Genomic DNA, 21,087 nt, shown 5'->3' with positions numbered 1-21,087 from the left:
CTGGCGTTTTTTATGACGAATACGCATTGCGCCAGGGGACGCACTCTGACAGAGTAGCCAGCGAGAAAAGGGAGGCGTCATGGTTCTGCAATCAACGCGTTGGCTGGCGTTAAGTTATTTCACGTACTTTTTTTGCTATGGCATATTTCTGCCGTTCTGGGGCGGCTGGCTAAAAGGCGAGGGCCTTTCCGCCGAATCGATCGGGATGCTGCTGGGAGCGGGTTTGATTGCCCGTTTTGTCGGTAGTCTGGTGATTACCCCCAGCGTGAAAGATCCGTCGAAACTGATTACGGTGTTACGGGCGTTGGCGTTGCTGACGCTGGGGTTATCGGTCGGTTTCTGGCTTGGCAATGCCTGGCTGTGGCTGATGTTGGTGATGATTGGTTTTAATCTGTTTTTCGCCCCGCTGGTGCCGCTAACGGATGCGTTGGCGGCGACCTGGCAGCGGCAGATTGTCATGGATTATGGCAAGGTGCGCGTCTGGGGTTCTATCGCGTTTGTTATCGGTTCCGCGGTCACCGGTGAACTGGTCGCGGCATGGGGACATCCGGCGATTCTGGCGGTGCTGAGCGCCGGCTTGATAGCCATGTTTTTATGTATGCTATTCCGTCCCAGCGTGATGCCGCTGGCAGCCGCATCCTCAGCGCAGTCTGCGGCGGTTACTCCCTGGAAAACGTTGCTGTGCGAGCCTTCCGTATGGCGTTTTTTGCTCTGCGTTTCTTTATTGCAGGGCGCGCATGCGGCTTACTACGGTTTCAGCGTGATTTACTGGCAGGACGCCGGCTATTCCGCGTCGATTATCGGCTATCTCTGGTCGTTGGGCGTGGTGGCGGAAATAGTGGTGTTTACTTTTAGCCAGCGTTTGTTCCGGCGCTGGAGCGCCCGGCAATTATTGTTGCTTTCCGCCGTGTGCGGCGTCGTTCGCTGGGGACTGATGGGGGCCACGGTAGCGCTTCCGTGGCTGGTTGTGATACAGATATTGCATTGCGGCACGTTCACGGTGTGTCATCTGGCGGCAATGCGCTTTATCGCCGCTCGAACCGGAGGAGATATTTTGCGCCTCCAGGCGGTTTATTCGGCCTTGGCGATGGGCGGCAGTATCGCGATCATGACCATGGTGTCCGGTTTCCTGTTTGAATATTTACGGAGCGGCACGTTTTGGGTCATGGCGATGCTGGCGATACCGGCGTTGTTTATTCGTCCTTCCGTCAGTCGCCAGACACGCTGATCGCGCGGCGCTCATTACCCGATCGCCGGTAAGAATATTGCTACGAGAAGATTATGTTACATTATAACATTTTTAAGCGCGGGCGCAGGCGGCTAATGTTACTGATAGCCGGTATGGTAATCAGCCAGCCGGTTTTTGCCCATCCCCATAGCTTTATCGATATGCAAACCACCGTTGAAAGTCAGAATGAACGCATTACCGGTTTGCGCATGCAGTGGACGATGGATCCTATTACCTCTGCCGACCTGCTGTACGATGCCGGCGCGGCGGAAAAAGATTCTGAAATATGGAAGAAACTGGCTGCCGAAGTGATGGCCAATGTCCTGGGGCAGCATTATTTCACCGATATTTACCGGGATGAGCAGCCTGTGCCCTATAAGTCAGTACCGACGGAATATCGCCTTTCCCGCCAGGGAAATCAGGCGGTACTGGAATTTGTATTACCGCTGGCCCATCCCCAGCCGTTAATGGGTAAACCGTTGCTGATCTCCACTTATGATCCCACCTATTTTGTCGCTATGTTTTATGAAAATGATCGCGCCATCAGGTTGTCGGCCCCGCTCGCCGCGCGCTGTAAAACCACGCTGACGACGCCTGAACCGAATGCGGATTTACAGGCATACGCCCTCTCGCTGGATAAAGAGGATGCCCCGGGCGAGGATATGGAGCTGGGTAAACAGTTTGCCCAGCGGGTGACGTTGCAATGTCATTGAATATGGACGCCCCGCGTCAGCGAGGGTTTTTTAGCCGCTTGTCTGGTCTATGGCCGCTGTGGCTGTTTCTGCTGTTGCTGGCGCTGACGTTTTACTGGGTGCTGGGCTATTGGCCGCAAATACTGCTGCAAAGCGCGGTCTGGCAGAAATCGTTACACCAGCAGATGGCGCATTTGCTGCAAATGGTCGCATCCCGGCCGCAGCAGGCCGGACTCGGTCTGATGGTTTTCAGCCTGCTTTATGGCGTGATACATGCCGTCGGGCCGGGTCATGGCAAGGTGATCATCATGACCTATCTTGCCACCCATCCGTCGAAATTGAAAAGCAGCCTGAAGCTGACGTTTGCCGCTTCCCTGGTTCAGGGATTAGTGGCGGTGCTGCTGGTTACCGTGGTGCTGGTTTTTTTACAGCTTTCCAGCCGGACGCTGCATAACAGCAGTTTCTGGATGGAGAAGGGCAGTTTCATCTTGATCGCCTTGTTGGGCGCGGCGCTGTGTTTCCGTGCGACGAAACGATTATACGCCGCTATCTTCCGGCGACCCCGATCGCCGGCTATTTTGCGGGTCACGCCGTCTGGCAGTCGTCCGGCGATCCCGTTCAAGCATGCCAGGCCTCATCAACATGATGAACATTGTGGATGCGGGCATCGGCACCTGCCCGACCATGATGAACTCAGCCGAGCCAGTAGCTGGCGTACGCGTTTGGCGATCGTGTTGGCGATGGGCATGCGTCCTTGTTCCGGAGCCATATTGGTGCTGCTGTTTTCCAAAGTGATTGGGGTTTTTCTCTGGGGCGTGGCTTCGGCGCTGGCTATGGCGTTGGGAACGGCATTGACTATCTCGGCGCTGGCGATGCTGGTGTTTTATTGCCGTGGTTTCATTGAACGTTTGAGTCGTCACCGTACGCCGCCCGCCTGGCAGCGCGTCGCCTGGCCGCTGCTGTCACTGGTCGGCGGCCTTATTCTGCTTGGAACCGGCGTACTGTTGTATTTGAGTGCGCAACCTGCAATCAGCGTCGGCATCCGTCCTTTCTCTGGCTAGTCTTTACGTTTTCTTAACGCATTTATAAAAATAGATTGCCGTGTTTAACATCAACGCTATATCATCCGGCGCAAATGATAATGGTTATTATTTATAACCTTAACCGGAGAAGGGAATAATGAGAAAATGGCTGTGTTCGGTTGTCGCCATGTTGAGCTTAAGCAGCGTTTTTGCCGTCAGCGCCGCCCCGATAGTTATTGAGGATGTCACGGGCAGAAAGGTTGAAATGAAATCGGAGGTTAAACGGATCATTTTAGGCGAGGGGCGGCAAATATATCTGCTGGCGGCTTTCGATACCGAGGCGCCGTTCCAGCGCGTGGTGGGCTGGCGTGACGATCTGCCGAAAGCCGATTACGATGGCTATCTGGCCTATGAAAACAAATATCCGGAAATCAAAAAGCTGCCGACCTTTGGCGGGGCCAAAGACGGCACCTTCAACGTTGAGCAGGCGCTGACGTTAAAGCCCGATCTGGTGCTGATGAATCTGGAATCCAAAGCGGCGACCGACGAAGGCAAGCTGATTGAGAAACTCGGCTCATTGGGTATTCCGGTGGTGTTTATCGATTTTCGCGAAAAGCCGTTTGAGAATGCGGAAAAAAGCATTCACATCATGGGACAACTGCTGGGTAAGCCTCAGCGCGCGGATGAGATTATTCAGTTCCGTCGCCAGCAGATTGAAATAGTCACTGAACGTTTGAAAAATTATCAGGGGCCTCGCCCGAAAGTAATGATCGATCGCGCGGGCGGCTATGAAGATGAATGCTGTATGTCGTTCGGCAACGAAAATTTCGGGCGCATGGTTGACGTCGCCGGGGGAGAGAACATCGCCAAGGATCTGATCCCCGGTACTTTCGGTACGCTCAACCCGGAACAGATCATCAGCGCACGGCCGGACGTCGTCATTGTGACCGGCGCCAATTGGGAAAACTACAATACGGCTAACGGTTGGGTGGGCGTCGGCCCCGGCGCAGACCAGAAAGTCGCTTTGCAGCGTTTGCAAAAGCTGATGGAGCGGGCGGCGTTTAAAACGCTGCCGGTCGCCAGCAACGGCAATGCGCATGCCATCTGGCACCAGTTCTATGATAGTCCTTATCAATTTGTGGCGATTCAGGTGATGGCAAAATGGCTGCATCCTGAATTATTCAGCGATATCGATCCCGATGCCACGTTCCGTACTTTTCATGAGAAGTTCCTGCCGTTGCCTTATCAGCCGGGTTACTGGGTGACGCTGCCGGCAAAATCCTGACTGACGGATAAAAAAAAGCGCTGACAGAAAATGGTCGGCGCTTTTTTTATTAATTCAATCAGGCTGATTAAACGGTGGGTTCGGTGACCAATCCGTCGATAATCACCTGCGGCACACCCTGTGAGCAACGTTCGATACGTCCTTTGACGCCATAGACCTCAGCCAGACTCGCCGGACTGATAACCTCGGCCGGCGCCCCATCGGCAATCAGGTTGCCATTTTGCAGCATCAGCACGTGGTCGCCGTGGCGTAACGCAATGTTGATATCATGCACCACGACAATCGTAATGATGCCGCGCTGGCGTGTTTCCCGGCGAACCAGATCCATGACATGGAACTGGTAATTCAGATCCAATGCGCTGAGGGGTTCATCCAATAATAATAGCGACGGCTGACGAATTAATGACTGCGCCAGCCCGACCAATTGTTTTTGTCCGCCGGAAAGCTGATCCAGGTAGCTTAGCGCCAGATGTTCGATGCCCAACCGCTTGAGCAGCGTCATCACCTCAGCCTGACTATTGGCGCTATGCAGGCCGCCAGAGGCGCGCTGGGCGACAATAATGGATTCCAATACGTGCAGATGTACGCCGGGCGGTAAAGACTGCGGCAGATAAACCACTTTTTCCGCCCGTTTGGCAAACGGCAGTTGCATCAGGTTGTCGTCATCCAGCCAGAGTTCGCCCTGTGACGGGTTTAATCCGGCCATGGCGCGCAACAGCGTGGATTTACCGCTGCCGTTCGGCCCCAGCAAGACGGTAATTTTCCCCCGGGGCAGCAAGGGAACGGACAGATCGCGAATCACCTGGCGCTTGGGATAACCGGCGCAGAAATGAGATACGCGTAATCCCGACGGTGTCTGATTACTCATACATTTCCTCTGTGACGCAGAATGATGCTGAGGAAGAACGGCACGCCGACCAGCGAGGTGACGATGCCGACCGGAATAATCACCCCGGGGATCAGGTTTTTCGAGGCCACGGAGGCCAGTGAAAGCACCAGCGCCCCCACTAGCGCGCTGGCCGGCAGATAAAACCGGTGATCTTCGCCAAATATCATCCGGGCAATGTGCGGCGCGACCAGGCCAATAAAGCCGATCGGGCCGACGAAAGCCACTGACAATGCCGACAGAATACTGATGCGCAGCAGCGTCGCCAAACGTAACCGGCGCACATTGATGCCAAAACTGACGGCGCGATCTTCACCCAGTCTCAAGGCGGTGAGTTTCCAGGAATTCATGAACGACAACGGCATAACGGCGATCAGCACCAGCAGCAGAATCCCCAGTTTTTCCCAGGACGCGCGCGCCAGACTGCCCATCGTCCAGAAGACCAATCCTTGCAGCGTGTCTTCATTGGCGATGAATTGCAGCATCGACACCAGCGCATTAAAGGTAAACACCAGGGCGATGCCGAACAACACCACGCCGGAGGTGGAGACCTGTGTCCAGCGGGTAATACCGTCCAGCAGCAGCGCGGCAAGCAGGGCAAACAAAAAAGCATTGGCGGAAATAAACCACTGGGCCGGAATACCGGGAATACCGATGCCCAGCACGATGGCGAGGGCCGCGCCAAATGCGGCCGCTGACGACACGCCCAGCGTAAAGGGGCTGGCCAGCGGGTTATTCAGGATGGTTTGCATTTCCGCGCCGGCCAGACCCAGTGACAGCCCGACGATAATCGCCATCAGCGCATAAGGCAGACGGATATCCCAGACGATAACGCGGGTGCCCGCATCGGCGCTGGCGGGATCGGTCAGCGCCTGCCATAACACTTCCAGCGAGAGTCCCGAAGGCCCCATGGTGAAGTCCAGCAGCAAAGAGCCGAAAATAATCAACAGTAGTATCGTCATGATAACCACGCGACGCCGGATAATAGCGCGATAGTCGTCTATAACGGCGCTGTTATCGTTGGCGGCATCGCGGATATTCGGTTCAGTCGTCACACTCATGAAAAATTACTCATCTTTTTTCCCGGCGCCGCGCGTTGCAACGGATGATCCCGATCGCGCAGGCGAGGGCACATCAATCCTCAATAACAATGCTATCAATTGTAATGATTCTGATAACTATTATCATCATATTAAAGTCAGGCAATGTGTATACCGGATTCAGGCGGAAAGAAAAATAGTCACGTTGGTCGCGTACGCCAGACAGCTGACGCGACCAACGAGGGGGGACGATTAACGTTTCAACGCGTCGCTAAGTTCGTCGCGGATGGTTGCCAGCAGGGATTTGACGACGCGTGGATTACCCGCGATCAGGTTACCGGAAGAAAGATAGTTGTGACCGCCGACGAAGTCGGTTACCACGCCGCCCGCTTCACGCACCAGCAGTTCGCCGCCGGCAAAATCCCAGGGCTTCAGGCCGATTTCAAAGAATCCGTCAACGCGGCCGGCGGCAACATAGGCCAGATCCAGCGCGGCGGAACCCGTACGGCGGAAGTCCGCGCATTGGGTAAACAGGGCTTCGAGAATGTTGATATAGCTTTTCGCGTGTTGTTTCGCTTTGAACGGGAAACCGGTAGCCAATATTGTGCCGTCCAGATCGCGGGCATTACTGCTGCGCAGACGATAACCGTTCAACTGCGCGCCCTGACCGCGGGTGGCGGTGAACAGTTCATTACGCATGGGATCGTAAACTACGGCAACTTCAGTGCGGCCTTTCATGCGCACGGCGATGGAAACCGCGAAGTGCGGCAGGCGTTTGATAAAATTGGTGGTGCCATCCAGTGGATCGATAACCCATTGCACATCCCGATCGTCGCCGACCAGCTCGCCGCACTCTTCACCAATGATGGTGTGCTGCGGATAAGACTTACGGATGACTTCAATGATCAGACGCTCGGCATCCCGGTCAACGTTGGTGACAAAATCATTATTGCCTTTTTGACTGGCTTCTACGGCGTCAGGGGTTTCGTAATTTTTAGCAATTAAATTACCGCCTTTACGCGCAGCGCGTATAGCGATGTTGAGCATCGGATGCATGGTATTGTCCACTGGAATGTTAAAGAACGGAAAGCGGTGCGCATTATAGCAGGGGAAAAGGAAAATATCTAAGTTTGTGTTAGAATATTCCGCTTTCCTCCTCGCATTACAGAGTCCGCATGTTACACAATATTCGCATTGTTTTGGTTGAAACATCCCACACCGGCAATATGGGATCGGTTGCCAGAGCGATGAAAACCATGGGTTTGAGTAAGCTTTATCTGGTTAATCCGCTGGTAAAACCCGATTCGCAGGCGATTGCCTTATCCGCCGGCGCCAGTGATGTCATTGGCAACGCGACCCTGGTCGATACGCTGGATCAGGCGCTCGAGGGGTGTGGTCTGGTGGTGGGCACCAGCGCGCGTTCGCGTACGTTGCCCTGGCCGATGCTGGAGCCGCGGGAGTGCGGAGCGCGGAGCGCCCGGGAAGCGGAACACGCGCCGGTCGCCCTGGTGTTTGGCCGCGAACGCGTCGGATTAACCAATGATGAGTTGCAGAAATGCCATTATCATGTCGCCATTCCCGCCAATCCTGAATATAGCTCGTTAAACCTGGCGATGGCGGTGCAGATCCTGGCTTATGAAGTGCGCGTCGCACATCTGGACCGTTTGCAGGCCGGCAAGGAAGAGCACGACGAAACGCCTTACCCGCTGGTGGACGATCTGGAGCGTTTCTATCAGCATCTTGAACAGACATTACTGCAAACCGGCTTTATTCGGCAGGCGCATCAAGGGCAGGTGATGAATAAGCTGCGTCGGCTGTTTACCCGGGCGCAGCCGGAGAGTCAGGAGCTGAATATCCTGCGCGGAATCTTGAGTTCGGTTCAGAAAAATAACCCTGAATAATACTTGAGTGGTTTACTGGGTTAAATAGTTGACTAAAATACTCGGGAATGTCAGACTCAAACCACGTTTTGCCAATACATGTTTCAATAATACATGTTTTATTTACAGGTACCACTATCATGAGACTGACATCTAAAGGCCGCTATGCCGTTACCGCCATGCTCGATGTGGCTCTGCATTCCAAAGAAGGCCCTGTTCCGCTGGCCGATATCTCCGAGCGTCAGGGTATTTCGCTCTCCTATCTGGAGCAACTGTTTTCCCGCCTGCGTAAAAACGGACTGGTCGCCAGTGTCCGCGGCCCGGGTGGCGGTTATCTGCTGGGTAAACATGCCAATGAAATCGCCGTGGGCGCGGTGATATCCGCCGTCGACGAATCGGTGGACGCGACGCGTTGCCAGGGGCGAGAAAGCTGTCAGGGCGGCGAACGCTGTCTGACGCACACCCTGTGGCGCGATCTGAGCGATCGGATCACCGACTTTTTGAACAATATAACGTTGGATGAACTGGTCAATAACCAGGAAGTATTGGACGTTGCGGATCGTCAGGAAGCCGATACGCGCCGTACCGCCAACGGACGTATACAAGACACGATCAACGTTAATTTACGCGCCTGAAAAATCATATTTTAACAACGCATCGCGTTGGCCCGAAGGGCTAGGGGCAGGGATAGCCCATTATAAATAAAACAATTTGCACGTTTTGAAGTGATGTACGGAGTTTATGAGCAATGAAGTTACCGATTTATCTGGATTATTCAGCCACCACGCCGGTTGATCCGCGCGTAGCTGAAAAAATGATGCAGTTTTTGACCCTGGACGGTACTTTCGGCAACCCGGCTTCCCGCTCCCACCGCTTTGGCTGGCAGGCGGAAGAGGCTGTCGATATCGCCCGTAATCAAATTGCTGAATTAGTGGGTGCGGATCCCCGTGAGATTGTGTTTACCTCTGGTGCGACGGAAGCAGATAACCTGGCGATTAAAGGCGCTGCAAACTTCTATCAGAAGAAAGGCAAACACATCATTACCAGCAAAACAGAACATAAAGCCGTGCTGGACACCTGCCGTCAGTTAGAGCGTGAAGGGTTCGAGGTCACTTATCTGGCGCCGCAGCGTAACGGTATTATCGATCTGAACGCGCTGCAAGCCGTCCTACGTGATGACACCATTCTGGTTTCCATCATGCACGTGAATAATGAAATCGGTGTGGTGCAGGATATCGCGGCCATCGGCGAAATGTGCCGTAGCCGCGGGATTGTGTTCCACGTCGATGCCACCCAGAGCGTGGGCAAATTGCCCATCGACCTGAGCCAGCTTAAAGTGGATTTGATGTCTTTCTCCGGTCATAAAATTTATGGCCCGAAAGGCATCGGTGCGCTGTATGTACGCCGTAAACCCCGTATTCGTATCGAAGCGCAGATGCACGGCGGCGGTCATGAACGCGGAATGCGTTCCGGTACTTTACCTGTGCACCAGATCGTGGGTATGGGCGAAGCGTATCGTATCGCCAAAGAGGAAATGGTCGCCGAAGCGGCGCGTCTGCGAGCGCTGCGCGACCGTCTGTGGAACGGTATCAAGGATATCGAAGAAGTCTATCTGAATGGTGAGCTTGAACAGGGCGCGCCCAACATCCTGAACGTCAGCTTCAACTATGTTGAAGGCGAGTCGCTGATTATGGCGCTCAAGGATCTGGCCGTATCGTCCGGTTCCGCCTGTACCTCCGCCAGTCTGGAACCCTCCTACGTTTTACGCGCGTTGGGGATGAACGATGAGCTGGCGCACAGTTCGATCCGCTTCTCTCTGGGGCGTTTCACCACGGAAGAAGAGATCGACTACACCATTGATTTGGTGCGCAAGTCTATTGGCCGTCTGCGCGATCTTTCCCCTCTGTGGGAAATGTTTAAACAAGGCGTGGATATCAGCAGCATCGAATGGGCTCATCATTAATTCGCAGCACGGGGAACGACGATTATGGCTTACAGCGAAAAAGTAATTGATCACTACGAAAATCCACGCAACGTGGGATCGTTTGATAATGCCGATCCCAGCATCGGCAGCGGCATGGTGGGAGCGCCGGCCTGCGGCGATGTGATGAAGTTGCAGATCAAAGTCAATGATGAGGGTATCATTGAAGACGCTCGTTTCAAGACCTATGGCTGTGGCTCGGCCATTGCCTCCAGCTCACTGGTAACCGAGTGGGTGAAAGGCAAATCGCTGAACGAAGCGGAGGCGATTAAAAACACCCAGATTGCCGAAGAACTCGAGCTGCCGCCGGTAAAAATTCACTGCTCTATTCTGGCTGAAGATGCCATTAAGGCCGCTATCGCGGATTACAAAAGTAAACGCGAAGCCAAGTAGTTAAGAAAAATTCCGAGGTTGTTATATGTCGATTTCCCTGAGCGACAGCGCTGCGCAACGTGTTAATGCCTTTATGGCGAACCGGGGTAAAGGTCTTGGCCTGCGCCTTGGCGTGCGGACATCGGGTTGTTCCGGTATGGCGTATGTGCTGGAATTTGTTGATGACGTGAATGCTGATGACGTGGTGTTCGAAGACAAAGGCGTTAAGGTCATTATCGATGGTAAAAGCCTGGTCTACCTGGACGGCACCGAACTGGATTTCGTCAAGGAAGGCCTGAACGAAGGCTTCAAATTCAATAACCCGAATGTTTCAAGCGAGTGCGGCTGCGGCGAGAGCTTTAACGTCTGACCGCATCCCGGGGTATTGAACGCGCTTTCCCGGTTTCTTCCGGTCGTTGATCGGCAGAAACCGCGGCAAATGACGGCGATTACCCACAACCCCCAGAGTACGCTATGGATTACTTTACGTTGTTCGGGCTGCCGATTCGCTATGATGTGGATGGCGGCCTGCTTGTTTCCCGCTTTCAGGAACTGCAACGGCAGTTTCACCCCGATCGTTTTGCGGCGAGCCCGGAACGGGATCGCCTGTTGGCATTGCAGCAGGCCGCGACGATCAATAATGCCTATCAGACGTTGAAACATCCGCTGAAACGCGCGGAGTATATGCTATCTTTGCACGGTTTTGATTTAAGCAACGAGCAGCATACCTTACGCGACACCGCTTTTCTGATGGAACAGCTTGAACTGCGTGAAGAACTGGATGCCATTGAGCGCCGTTCCGACGCCGAAGCGGCGCTGGCTGAATTCGCTGAACGGTTGCAGGCCATGCTGGTTATACGCAGCGGGCAAATGCGCGGCGAGCTGGCGAGCGAAAGCTGGGCCGATGCCGCCGACACGGTGCGTAAACTGCGTTTTTTAGACAAACTCCGGCAGCAGGTTGAACAACTCGAAGAACAATTGCTGGACAGATAAGTTTTTAATCCGGCGGAGATGGATGATGCGTCAAATTACAACGTATCGTGCTTCCCGCCAGCCAATTGATGGAAGCTCAATATGGCCTTATTACAAATTAGCGAGCCGGGCCTCAGCGCGGCGCCGCATCAGCGGCGTCTGGCTGTCGGCATTGATTTAGGCACCACGCATTCTCTGGTTGCCACCGTGCGCAGCGGCGAGGCGCAAACTCTGACGGACGGCGAAGGCCGCGATCTGCTGCCGTCCGTTGTCCACTATCATGCCGCTGGGCATGAGGTAGGATGGCAAGCCCGTGAAAAAGCGGCCGGCGATCCTGTCAACACCATCAGTTCGGTAAAACGGATGATGGGGCGTTCTCTGGCTGACGTCCGGCAGCGCTATCCGCATTTACCCTATCAATATCAGGTCAGCGATAACGGCCTGCCGTTAATTCAAACGCCGGCCGGCAACCGCAATCCGGTGCAGGTGTCGGCGGATATTTTGTCGGCGCTGGCGCAGCGGGCGCAGGAAGCATTGGGCGCTATGCCGGATGGCGCGGTGATCACCGTTCCGGCCTATTTCGACGATGCGCAGCGTCAGGGCACCAAAGACGCCGCCCGTTTAGCCGGTCTGCACGTACTACGGCTGCTGAATGAACCGACCGCCGCGGCGATCGCCTATGGTCTGGATGCCGCTAAAGAAGGCGTCATCGCCGTTTACGACTTGGGCGGCGGCACGTTCGATATTTCTATCCTGCGCCTGAGCCGCGGCGTATTTGAAGTGCTGGCGACAGGGGGCGACTCTGCGTTAGGCGGCGATGATTTCGATAATCTGCTGGTGGAATGGCTGCGCGAGCAGGCGGGTATTACCGCCAGAGACGATCACCATTTGCAGCATGCCTTACGGGAAGCGGCGATACAGGCCAAGATAGCGTTAAGCATGGCGGAATCGGTTAATGTCGAGGTTGCCGGCTGGCGAGGTGAGCTATCCCGCGCCCGGTTCAATACGCTAATCGCCTCACTGGTCAAGCGTACGCTGCTGGCATGTCGACGCACGCTGAAAGATGCGGACGTGACGCCGGATGAGGTGCGGGAAGTGGTGATGGTCGGCGGTTCCACCCGCGTACCGCTGGTGCGCGAGCAGGTGGGCGCGTTCTTTGGCCGCACGCCGCTGACCTCCATCGATCCTGATAAAGTGGTGGCGATCGGCGCCGCGATCCAGGCGGACATTCTGGTCGGCAATAAGCCGGACAGCGAAATGCTGCTGCTGGATGTGATTCCGCTTTCCCTGGGGCTGGAAACCATGGGCGGGCTGGTGGAGAAAATCATCCCGCGCAACACCACCATTCCGGTAGCCAGAGCGCAGGAGTTCACCACATTCAAAGACGGTCAGAGCGGCATGATGATCCATGTTTTGCAGGGGGAGCGCGAACTGGTGCCGGACTGCCGTTCGCTGGGCCGCTTCACGTTACGCGGTTTGCCGCCGTTGCCCGCCGGCGGCGCGCACATTCGCGTCACCTTTCAGGTTGATGCCGATGGTCTGCTGAGCGTAACGGCGATGGAGAAATCGACCGGGGTCGAAGCCTCTATTCAGGTCAAGCCGTCTTACGGACTGAGTGATACTGAAATCGCCGCCATGATTAAAGATTCTATGCTTAACGCGCAGGGCGACGTGGGCGCCCGTATGCTGGCGGAACAGCAAGTCGATGCCGCCCGGGTACTGGAGAGCTTACACGGCGCGCTGGCTTCCGATGCCGATTTGCTGACCAGCGATGAGCAAGCCGCCATTGCCGAGGCCGTCGAACATTTGCAGCAGGCGATGTCGGGAACGGATGCGCCGGCGATTGACGCCGCGATAAAAAAATTAGATCAACAAACCCAGGGGTTTGCGGCCCGTCGAATGGATGCGTCTATTCGTCGTGCGTTGGCGGGCCATTCTGTGGACGAGGTGTAAATATGCCTAAGATTGTCTTTCTGCCGCATCAGGATCTGTGTCCTGATGGGGCGGTTTTGGAAGCAGAGCGTGGAGAAAGCATTCTGAATGTGGCGCTGCGCAACGGGATTGAAATTGAGCATGCCTGCGAGAAATCCTGTGCCTGTACGACCTGTCATTGCATCGTCCGCGAAGGGTTCGATTCTCTGGCCGAAAGTACGGAAGACGAAGATGACATGCTGGATAAAGCCTGGGGGCTGGAACCGGAAAGCCGGTTAGGATGCCAGGCGTGCGTTGCGGATGAGGATTTGGTGGTTGAAATCCCGCGTTACACGATTAATCATGCTCGTGAACACTGACAGGAGTGGCTATGGGATTAAAATGGACCGACAGCCGCGCCATTGGCGAGGCGCTTTATGACCAATTTCCCGATATCGATCCAAAAACCGTTCGTTTTACGGATATGCACCAATGGATCTGCGATCTGGAAGAGTTTGACGATCTTCCCGATGCTTCCAGCGAGAAAATTCTGGAAGCGATCCTGCTGGTCTGGTTGGATGAAGCGGAATAGTTGACGTCACGGGCTGCCTTACGGCGGCCCGCTTATTTTCGTGCGATGACGGGTATAAAGAACAATCTGGAGCAGAATTATGACAAGCGAAGCTATGCTGATTTCACTCTCCGATCAACCCGCTGATGCGCGCTGGGGAGAGAAGGCGCCGTTAAGCGTGAACGATCGCGGGATGACCATTCATCTGAATGGCAACGCCCGGTTGGCGACCATCCAACGCGCCGCCCGCAAAATCGACGGGCAGGGTATCAAACAGGTCAAGCTGGCCGGCGACGGCTGGGATCTGGAAAGCAACTGGGCATTCTGGCAGGGATTCCGCGGGCCAAAAGGGCAACGCACGGTTGACTGGTCTGAACTGAATGAGGCGGACAGAAAAGAGCTGGACGACCGCCTGAAGATCGTTGACTGGGTACGCGATACCATCAACCTTCCGGCTGACGATCTGGGGCCGGAACAACTGGCCACCCGGGCCATCGACCTGCTGTGCGACGTCGCCGGCGATGCCATCAGCTATCGGATCACCAAAGGCGACGATCTGCGCAAGCAGAACTACGCCGGTATTCATACCGTCGGCCGCGGCTCCGAGCGCGCGCCGGTACTGCTGGCGTTGGACTACAATCCGACGGGCAACCCGGATGCGCCGGTGTTCGCCTGTCTGGTCGGTAAAGGAATTACCTTTGATACCGGCGGTTACAGCCTGAAGCCCAGCGGCTTTATGGATTCCATGAAGTCGGATATGGGCGGTGCGGCCACGGTGACCGGCGCGCTGGCGCTGGCGGTGGCCCGCGGGCTGCAACAGCGGGTTAAAATGTATCTGTGCTGCGCCGACAATATGGTCAGCGGCAATGCGTTCAAGCTGGGTGATATTATCCGTTATCGCAATGGCAAGAGCGTTGAAGTGATGAATACCGATGCGGAAGGGCGTCTGGTGCTGGCCGATGGCTTGATTGATGCCTCAGAGCAGAATCCGCAATGGATTATCGATTGCGCGACATTGACCGGCGCGGCGAAAACGGCGCTGGGTAACGACTATCACGCCTTGTTCAGCTTTGATGATCAACTGGCGGCGGCTTTACAGCAAAGCGCCCAACAGGAAGGCGAACCGTTCTGGCGTTTGCCGCTGGAAGAATTCCACCGCAGCCAGTTGCCGTCCGGTTTTGCGGATCTGAATAACATCGCCGGTGCGGCATACGGCGCGGGCGCCAGCACGGCCGCCGCGTTTCTGTCTCACTTTGTGAAGCGCTATCAGCAGGGCTGGCTGCACATTGACTGCTCGGCCACCTACCGTAAAGGGGCGGTGGAGCAATGGTCGACGGGCGCCACCGGGTTGGGGGTGCGAACGCTGGCGAATTTACTGCTTAGCAAGGCCGGCTAGTCAAGGGCCGGTCAGCGCTATTATCATGTCAACGTAGGATAGATGAAACCGGGTCAATTGCCCGGTTTTTAACGCAGTGCGGGTTGAGGAACGTTATGGATTTTTCGCCACAAAACAAACTGGAAGAGGTGCTGATACTGGCGGCGACCGAGCCGGCGCATCGGCCTGAATTTTTCAGCCAACTGCTGGACGCGACGGTGTTTGTGCTAGGCAACAGCGATGAAAGCGACGCGCCGGGGGAGAAAACCCTGCATGCCGGCAGCAACGTGCAGATCCAGCATTGGGAAAAGGCCGATGGCGTTTCCGTCATTCCTTTTTTCTCTTCACTGGACGCGCTTCAGCAAGCTATCACTGAAGAGCAGTCATTCCTGGCTTTACCGGCGCGTTCGCTGTTTGAGCTTACGCTCGGCGCCACGCTGTTTCTCAATCCCAAACTGCCTTACGGCAAAGAGTTTCTGCCGCAGGAAGTGGAGCATATGCTCTCCGGCGAAGGCCACGGATTCGTGCAGCGGCGGGTGGTGGAAGAAGATACCGAGGTACTGCTCAGTCAGCCTGCCGACAAGCCGGTGCAGATGATTGATTCGCTGACGCAGTTGTTTAGCAAATACCGCCATGTCCGTCGGGCGTTTGTGGCCCAGATCCACGAGGCCGGCGAGCAGGAGCCGCATCTGATAATCGGTCTGGACGTCGATACGGATGAGGTGGACGAACTCATTCATGCCGCGGGCAGCGTCGCCAGCGATACGGCGCCGGATGATCGGCCTGTCGATTTATGTCTGGTGAAAGAGGGGGAGCCGGGCGTCAGTCACTATCTGATAAAACACACCACGCCGTTCTATGAGCGTAAATGGGGCAGCTTCCTGCGCGACTTCAAAAGCACGGGGCGCGCCTGACGCCGAAATAAGCCTCTTTCTGGCGGCGCAACGGCGGTTAATTATCCGCCGTTGTGGCCTGCAATAACAGCAGATCGATCAGCATCACCAGATTGGATTCGAACGAGCTGATCTCGCCCGCTTCCGCCGCATAGTGAACCGCATCGTCATACAGTTTAAAATGCAAATCGGCGAGTTCCCCCAGCGAATTCAAGGATGCGCGGGTAAAAGCGATCACCTGCATCCCAATCGTCCTGGCGATACGCGCTTTATCCAGTACCTGCTCCGTCTCACCGCTACGCGATATGGCAATAAATACCTGATATTTTGGCGCATTGTTGAGAAAAATCCCCCTGCTGTCTCCCAGCCCGGACGAGAACGCATCTTTGCCCAGCACCTGAAGCTTTTTTGCCAGATACTCGGCGAACAGATGAGAAAATCCGGCGCCGTAGAGGAAAAAGTGACTTTCCTGACGCAGTATTCGGCTGAACGCGGCCATATCCTCGGTGGTTATATAGGAAAAAGATCGCTGATAATTGTCGATAAAATGCTGAAATGCAGCGGGAATATGACCATCGGCCGGCAAAGGCGCGGCCGCCGGCGATAAGCGAGGATTGTCCGTCAGTAGCTGTTTGCAGTGGTAGATAAATTCACTGTACCCGCTAAAGCCTATTTTCCGGCACAGACGCATGATCGTCGCGGTGGAAACGTAGGTTTTCTGCGCCAGTTCACGCACCGTTATTTTACCCACCATCGAGGCGTGTTCGGCGATAAAGGCCAGCACGCGATATTCGGCGCGGGTTAAGTCCTGACCGTGCTGCATCAACGATGCCAGCCGATTATCCATGTGTTGCTCCTGAAACCTTCACGGCAGCCGGGAAATCAATCCAGCGCGATAGGGACATCATCGCGGCTTCCCCAGTCGCTCCATGAGCCATCGTATAAGGCGACATTCCGGACATTAAGCACCGTCAGCGCCAGCACCACCACCGCGGCGGTTACGCCTGAACCGCAACTGGCGACCACCGGCCGGCTGAAATCCACGCCGTACTTGTGCAAGATGGTCGCCAGTTCAGCGTTGGGCTTCAGCACGCCATTGGCGACCAGCTCGGTCCAGGGAACGTTCAGGCTGCCCGGAATATGACCGCGGTGCAGCCCCGGACGTGGTTCATCCACTTCCCCTTTAAAACGGGCGGCGGGGCGGGCATCGACAATTTGTGCCGATTTATCCCGGCCGATCGCCAGCACTTCGTCACGCTGGCGAATGACCGAGGCGTTAAGCCGGGCATGAAAAGACTGGGCGGGGCGTTGAACATTTCCCTGCTCCAGCGGCAGGTTTTGCTGTTTCCAGCCCGCTAATCCGCCGGCCAGAATCGAAATCCGCGCCGCGCCGAACGTATGCAGCATCCACCAGGCGCGCGGGGCGGAGAACAGATTGCCTTCGTCATAGATGACAAGATGCCGCCGATCGCTGACGCCGAGCGTGCCCATCGCGTGAGAAAAATCGTCGCCGTCGGGCATCATGTGCGGCAGCGGCGTGTGCCGGTCTGACAAGGTTTCAATATCAAAAAATACCGCGCCGGGTAAATGTTCGGCACGGTATTCGGCGTGGATATCGCGGGTCGTCTCTCCCGGCGGCAACATGCGGGCGTCAAGCAGGATGATATCGCTATCGTCAAGATGCCCGGCAAGCCAGGCGGCAGTAACAAATAATTCAGAAGAAGAAGCTGACATGGAACCCCCCACGCTGGGGCTGAGGGATTCAGCCCCGCTGTGAAATTATAGATTCATTGTCAGCGATTTATCCTGTCCCGACAAGCGCGTCGTTATTGTGCGACGCCGTTGCTGTAAGCCTGTTTCAACCGAGGCCAGTATTCGCGATTGGCCGCGATCATCTCGTCAAGAATGGCTTTGGCGTGTTGCATGGTGGGAACGGTGCGATTGAGCGTAAAAGCCTGTAGCGCTTTTTCATAGTTGCCTTCCAGAGTGGCCTCGACCAGCAACTGCTCCGAGGCTAACTGTTGCTCCAGCAAGGCGCGATGGAACTGCGGCGCGTTACCCATGCGAACCGGCTCCGGCCCTTGCGCGGTGATATACGCAGGCACTTCCACCATGGCGTCGTAAGGCAGATTGGCAATCGCGCCTTTGTTTTCCACAATCACCAGATGGCGCTGACGCAGGTCAAAGGCCAGCGAACAGGCCACATCAACGATAAACGCGCCATGTACGCCAACGTGGAACGCATCCGATAAAATCCCGGTTTCTTTATAGCCGGCGGCGGCGGTAAAGAGTTTCTTCTCGCGTCCGTCCATCACCTCATTGGCACGGGTGTAGTTCGGATCCTGATGTTCAACGATCTGATTGGGCATCAGATAATACTGTAGGTAAGGGTTGGGCACGAACTCGGGGAAATGATCCATGATCGGCTTGATGTTGCGCCAGGTCTTGACCCAGGAGGGATCGGAATGTTGCGGATCGGTATCGGCGGCATCGGCGGTCAGTAACCCGTACCGGGCAATATGCTTACGCAACTCCGGCAAACGATCGACGCCATCCACCAATACCCGGGTAAACCAGCCAAAGTGGTTAAGGCCGAAATAATCCACGGTGATATCTTCGCGGTTAACCCCAAGCACCGCGGCGATATTACGCATCGCCGCAACCGGCATATCGCAGATATTCAGCACCCGCGCCTGTGGGCGCAGGCGGCGGATGCCCTCGGCGACAATCGCCGCCGGGTTGGAATAGTTGACGATCCAGGCGTCTTGGTGGGCATAGCGTTCGACCAGATCGATCAGTTCGACCATCGGCAGAATCGTGCGTAAGCCATAGGCCAGCCCGCCGGGGCCGCAGGTTTCCTGGCCGACGACGCCGTGGCGCAACGGGATTTTTTCATCCTGCTCGCGCATTTTATATTGGCCGACGCGCATCTGGGCAAAGACAAAGTTTGCGCCGCTGAACGCCGTTTCGGCATCGGTGGTGACGGTAAAAACAATGTCGTTGCTGTGGTCGCGGATCACTTTTTCAACCACCGGGGCAATGGTGTCCTGACGCGGGCCGTCAATGTCGTACAGGCGTATTTCCGCCAGCGGGAAATCGGCGAGGCGCACCATCAGACTTTTTACGATGCCTGGCGTATAGGTGCTGCCGCCACCGGCAATAGTCAGAATGAATGGGGGTTTGGTCATGATCGGTCTCCTGTTAAAGCGCATTTTCAACTGCTTCGCGAATGGTTTTGACGTGCAGTCCGTAGACCACCTGTACGTTGTTGCCCTGACGGATAACCGCTTTGGCGCCGGTGGTTTTCAACTGGTTTTCGTCAACAATGGCGGGATCGATGACGGTCACCCGCAGACGGGTATAGCAGTTATCCACCACCTCGATATTGGGTTTGCCGCCGAGTCCGGCGATGATGGTGACGCCGAGCAGACGGGCGTCGTCTTTCACCTGCTGTTGCGCTTTGGCCTGATACTCTGTTTTCGAGTACAGCTTGGTCTGTTCCTCATCGGATTCACGCCCTGGCGTCGGCATATCGAAATACAGAATCAGGGAGCGGAAGACGAAGAAGTAAATAACCGACATGATCAATCCGACCACGATATACATCGGCCAGTTGGACTTCTCAATGCCCAGCGGCAGGTTATACAGCAGGAAGTCGATCACCCCGTTGGCGCCGATGGCATGGACGCCCAGCACATAGAACAGCATCATGCCGAGGCCGGTCAGTACGGCGTGCACCACAAACAGCAGCGGGGCGACGAATAAGAAAGAGAACTCCAGCGGTTCGGTCACGCCCAGCAGGAAAGAGGTAAACGCGGCGGGGATCAGAATCGCTTTGGCCGCCAGCCGTTTTTCCGGTTTGGCGGTCACGTACATGGCCAGCGCCGCGGCGGTCAGACCGAACATTTTACTGATGCCGCGCGCATCCCAGGCGACCGTCGGACTCAGCTGTTTGACGCTATGACAAGCCATCTCCGCAAAATAGATGTTACGGGCGCCCTGATACAGATTGCCGCACACTTCCGCCGAACCGCCTAATTCGGTGTACAGGAACGGGGTGTAAACCAGGTGGTGTAACCCGGTCGGGATCAGGATACGCTCCAGGAAGCCATAAATAGCCACGCCGAACGGCCCGGCGCCTTTAATGGCGAACGCCAGATAGCTGATCCCCTGCTGGGCAAAAGGCCAAATGGCGCTCATCACAAAGCCGAGGGCGATCGCCAGCGGGATCGCTAGAATCGCCACGAAACAGTGACCGGAGTAAATAGCCATCACGCCGTCAAACTGTTTGCTGGAATAACGGTTATACAGATATCCGGCGAAGGCGCCGATCAGAATGCCGGCGAAAACGCCCATTTCCAGCACCTGAACGCCCAGCACCATGCCTTGGCCGGCGGCGCGCATTTCGGCGGCAGGCACCAGCTTCCCCTGTAGCTGAAGCGTAATATTCATCGCATTGATGAAAATGATAAACGTCACCAGACCGATCAGCGCGGCGTAGCCTTTGTCGCGCTTTGCCAGGCCAATCGGAATGCCGACGGCAAACACCAGCGCCAGATTGACCAGGATCGCCACGGCGGATTTAGATACCAACTGACCAAAATCCTGGATCAGCGGATGATTGAGTAGGGGGATGTAGCCGGCCAGATTGCCGTTACCAAACACATTACCAAAGGCGATAAACAGCCCGACAATCGGTAAAATCAGCACTGGCCCATACAGTGATTTACCGAAATTCTGCAATGCATTGACCGCTCTTTTCATTATTTGCTCTCTTGGTGGCCATTGTTGGGGAGGTACGGGGCAAGGCTAGCAGTGAATGAATAGGTTTTTCCAGTTATCTTATTGTTTTAAAAACAAATAACGCATAAGGTTACAAGTAACGCTCAGAACTGTGATCGTCGATGATTTGTTACAACCTTGCGGTTCTGCCGAGAGGGAAGAAATGCAGAGGGGGAGAACCGATAATAAGGTAGGAG

General features: G+C 55.5%; 22 protein-coding genes. 15 read left to right on the top strand and 7 right to left on the bottom strand.

What is annotated here, in order from left to right:
• Positions 1 to 79 precede the first annotated feature (79 nt).
• From HOY33_RS18930 to HOY33_RS18915, 4 genes are all read left to right on the top strand, one after another.
• Positions 80 to 1,228, top strand: a complete 1,149-nt coding sequence (locus tag HOY33_RS18930) for a 3-phenylpropionate MFS transporter (protein WP_172291589.1) — start codon at positions 80 to 82, stop codon at positions 1,226 to 1,228.
• 53 nt (positions 1,229 to 1,281) lie between these two features.
• On the top strand, positions 1,282 to 1,941 hold the full coding sequence (locus HOY33_RS18925; protein WP_172291590.1) for a DUF1007 family protein: 660 nt from the start codon (positions 1,282 to 1,284) through the stop codon (positions 1,939 to 1,941).
• Positions 1,932 to 2,981, top strand: a complete 1,050-nt coding sequence (locus tag HOY33_RS18920) for a nickel/cobalt transporter (RefSeq protein ID WP_172291591.1) — start codon at positions 1,932 to 1,934, stop codon at positions 2,979 to 2,981. The genes HOY33_RS18925 and HOY33_RS18920 overlap by 10 nt, the downstream gene beginning before the upstream one ends.
• 118 nt (positions 2,982 to 3,099) lie before the next feature.
• Positions 3,100 to 4,227 (top strand): ABC transporter substrate-binding protein, encoded by a 1,128-nt coding sequence (locus HOY33_RS18915; RefSeq protein WP_172291592.1) that lies wholly within the window; start codon positions 3,100 to 3,102, stop codon positions 4,225 to 4,227.
• Positions 4,228 to 4,294: 67 nt separating this feature from the next.
• Here HOY33_RS18915 and HOY33_RS18910 read toward each other — a convergent pair whose 3' ends face one another.
• The 3 genes from HOY33_RS18910 to suhB form a co-directional block, all read right to left on the bottom strand.
• The gene (locus tag HOY33_RS18910; RefSeq protein WP_172291593.1) at positions 4,295 to 5,095 is read right to left on the bottom strand and encodes an ABC transporter ATP-binding protein; all 801 of its coding nucleotides are present in this window, start codon (positions 5,093 to 5,095) and stop codon (positions 4,295 to 4,297) included.
• Positions 5,092 to 6,174, bottom strand: coding sequence for an iron ABC transporter permease (locus tag HOY33_RS18905; protein ID WP_172291594.1), 1,083 nt, complete (start codon positions 6,172 to 6,174; stop codon positions 5,092 to 5,094). The genes HOY33_RS18910 and HOY33_RS18905 overlap by 4 nt, the downstream gene beginning before the upstream one ends.
• A 231-nt stretch (positions 6,175 to 6,405) precedes the next feature.
• A complete protein-coding gene (gene suhB / locus HOY33_RS18900) occupies positions 6,406 to 7,209 on the bottom strand; it encodes an inositol-1-monophosphatase (RefSeq protein WP_172291595.1) in 804 nt (267 codons plus the stop codon).
• A gap of 119 nt (positions 7,210 to 7,328) precedes the next feature.
• On the opposite strand from suhB, the gene trmJ reads away from it, so the two are divergent.
• The 11 genes from trmJ to sseB all read left to right on the top strand — a co-directional run bounded on the left by trmJ (position 7,329) and on the right by sseB (position 16,129).
• Positions 7,329 to 8,054, top strand: coding sequence for a tRNA (cytosine(32)/uridine(32)-2'-O)-methyltransferase TrmJ (gene trmJ / locus HOY33_RS18895; RefSeq protein ID WP_172291596.1), 726 nt, complete (start codon positions 7,329 to 7,331; stop codon positions 8,052 to 8,054).
• 119 nt (positions 8,055 to 8,173) lie between these two features.
• The gene (iscR, locus tag HOY33_RS18890; protein ID WP_172291597.1) at positions 8,174 to 8,668 is read left to right on the top strand and encodes a Fe-S cluster assembly transcriptional regulator IscR; all 495 of its coding nucleotides are present in this window, start codon (positions 8,174 to 8,176) and stop codon (positions 8,666 to 8,668) included.
• Positions 8,669 to 8,781: 113 nt separating this feature from the next.
• The gene (locus tag HOY33_RS18885; protein WP_172291598.1) at positions 8,782 to 9,996 is read left to right on the top strand and encodes an IscS subfamily cysteine desulfurase; all 1,215 of its coding nucleotides are present in this window, start codon (positions 8,782 to 8,784) and stop codon (positions 9,994 to 9,996) included.
• Between the two features lie 24 nt (positions 9,997 to 10,020).
• Complete coding sequence (gene iscU / locus HOY33_RS18880) at positions 10,021 to 10,407, top strand: Fe-S cluster assembly scaffold IscU (RefSeq protein WP_172291599.1); 387 nt, start codon at positions 10,021 to 10,023, stop codon at positions 10,405 to 10,407.
• 25 nt (positions 10,408 to 10,432) lie between these two features.
• The gene (gene iscA / locus HOY33_RS18875) at positions 10,433 to 10,756 is read left to right on the top strand and encodes an iron-sulfur cluster assembly protein IscA (protein WP_172291600.1); all 324 of its coding nucleotides are present in this window, start codon (positions 10,433 to 10,435) and stop codon (positions 10,754 to 10,756) included.
• A 104-nt stretch (positions 10,757 to 10,860) separates the two neighbouring features.
• A complete protein-coding gene (gene hscB / locus HOY33_RS18870) occupies positions 10,861 to 11,379 on the top strand; it encodes a co-chaperone HscB (RefSeq protein ID WP_172291601.1) in 519 nt (172 codons plus the stop codon).
• Positions 11,380 to 11,460: 81 nt separating this feature from the next.
• The gene (hscA, locus tag HOY33_RS18865; RefSeq protein WP_172291602.1) at positions 11,461 to 13,311 is read left to right on the top strand and encodes a Fe-S protein assembly chaperone HscA; all 1,851 of its coding nucleotides are present in this window, start codon (positions 11,461 to 11,463) and stop codon (positions 13,309 to 13,311) included.
• A 2-nt stretch (positions 13,312 to 13,313) separates the two neighbouring features.
• The gene (gene fdx / locus HOY33_RS18860; protein WP_172291603.1) at positions 13,314 to 13,649 is read left to right on the top strand and encodes an ISC system 2Fe-2S type ferredoxin; all 336 of its coding nucleotides are present in this window, start codon (positions 13,314 to 13,316) and stop codon (positions 13,647 to 13,649) included.
• An 11-nt stretch (positions 13,650 to 13,660) separates the two neighbouring features.
• Complete coding sequence (gene iscX, locus HOY33_RS18855) at positions 13,661 to 13,861, top strand: Fe-S cluster assembly protein IscX (protein WP_172291604.1); 201 nt, start codon at positions 13,661 to 13,663, stop codon at positions 13,859 to 13,861.
• A gap of 79 nt (positions 13,862 to 13,940) precedes the next feature.
• Positions 13,941 to 15,236, top strand: coding sequence for an aminopeptidase PepB (gene pepB, locus HOY33_RS18850; protein WP_172291605.1), 1,296 nt, complete (start codon positions 13,941 to 13,943; stop codon positions 15,234 to 15,236).
• A 95-nt stretch (positions 15,237 to 15,331) separates the two neighbouring features.
• On the top strand, positions 15,332 to 16,129 hold the full coding sequence (gene sseB, locus HOY33_RS18845; protein ID WP_172291606.1) for an enhanced serine sensitivity protein SseB: 798 nt from the start codon (positions 15,332 to 15,334) through the stop codon (positions 16,127 to 16,129).
• A 37-nt stretch (positions 16,130 to 16,166) separates the two neighbouring features.
• Here sseB and HOY33_RS18840 read toward each other — a convergent pair whose 3' ends face one another.
• The 4 genes from HOY33_RS18840 to HOY33_RS18825 form a co-directional block, all read right to left on the bottom strand.
• Positions 16,167 to 16,955 (bottom strand): MurR/RpiR family transcriptional regulator, encoded by a 789-nt coding sequence (locus HOY33_RS18840; protein WP_172291607.1) that lies wholly within the window; start codon positions 16,953 to 16,955, stop codon positions 16,167 to 16,169.
• A gap of 35 nt (positions 16,956 to 16,990) precedes the next feature.
• Entirely contained in the window at positions 16,991 to 17,842 is an 852-nt protein-coding gene (sseA, locus tag HOY33_RS18835) for a 3-mercaptopyruvate sulfurtransferase (protein ID WP_172291608.1), read from the bottom strand.
• 92 nt (positions 17,843 to 17,934) lie between these two features.
• Positions 17,935 to 19,296, bottom strand: a complete 1,362-nt coding sequence (locus HOY33_RS18830) for a 6-phospho-alpha-glucosidase (protein WP_172291609.1) — start codon at positions 19,294 to 19,296, stop codon at positions 17,935 to 17,937.
• 13 nt (positions 19,297 to 19,309) lie between these two features.
• Positions 19,310 to 20,872, bottom strand: coding sequence for a PTS transporter subunit EIIC (locus tag HOY33_RS18825; protein ID WP_172291610.1), 1,563 nt, complete (start codon positions 20,870 to 20,872; stop codon positions 19,310 to 19,312).
• Between the last annotated feature and the right edge of the window lie 215 nt (positions 20,873 to 21,087).

The organism is Brenneria sp. hezel4-2-4, assembly GCF_013155275.1.
In the GTDB taxonomy this organism is placed as follows: domain Bacteria; phylum Pseudomonadota; class Gammaproteobacteria; order Enterobacterales; family Enterobacteriaceae; genus Brenneria.
The sequence above is the reverse complement of the archived record's forward strand: the minus strand, read 5'-3'. Positions and strand labels throughout refer to the sequence as shown.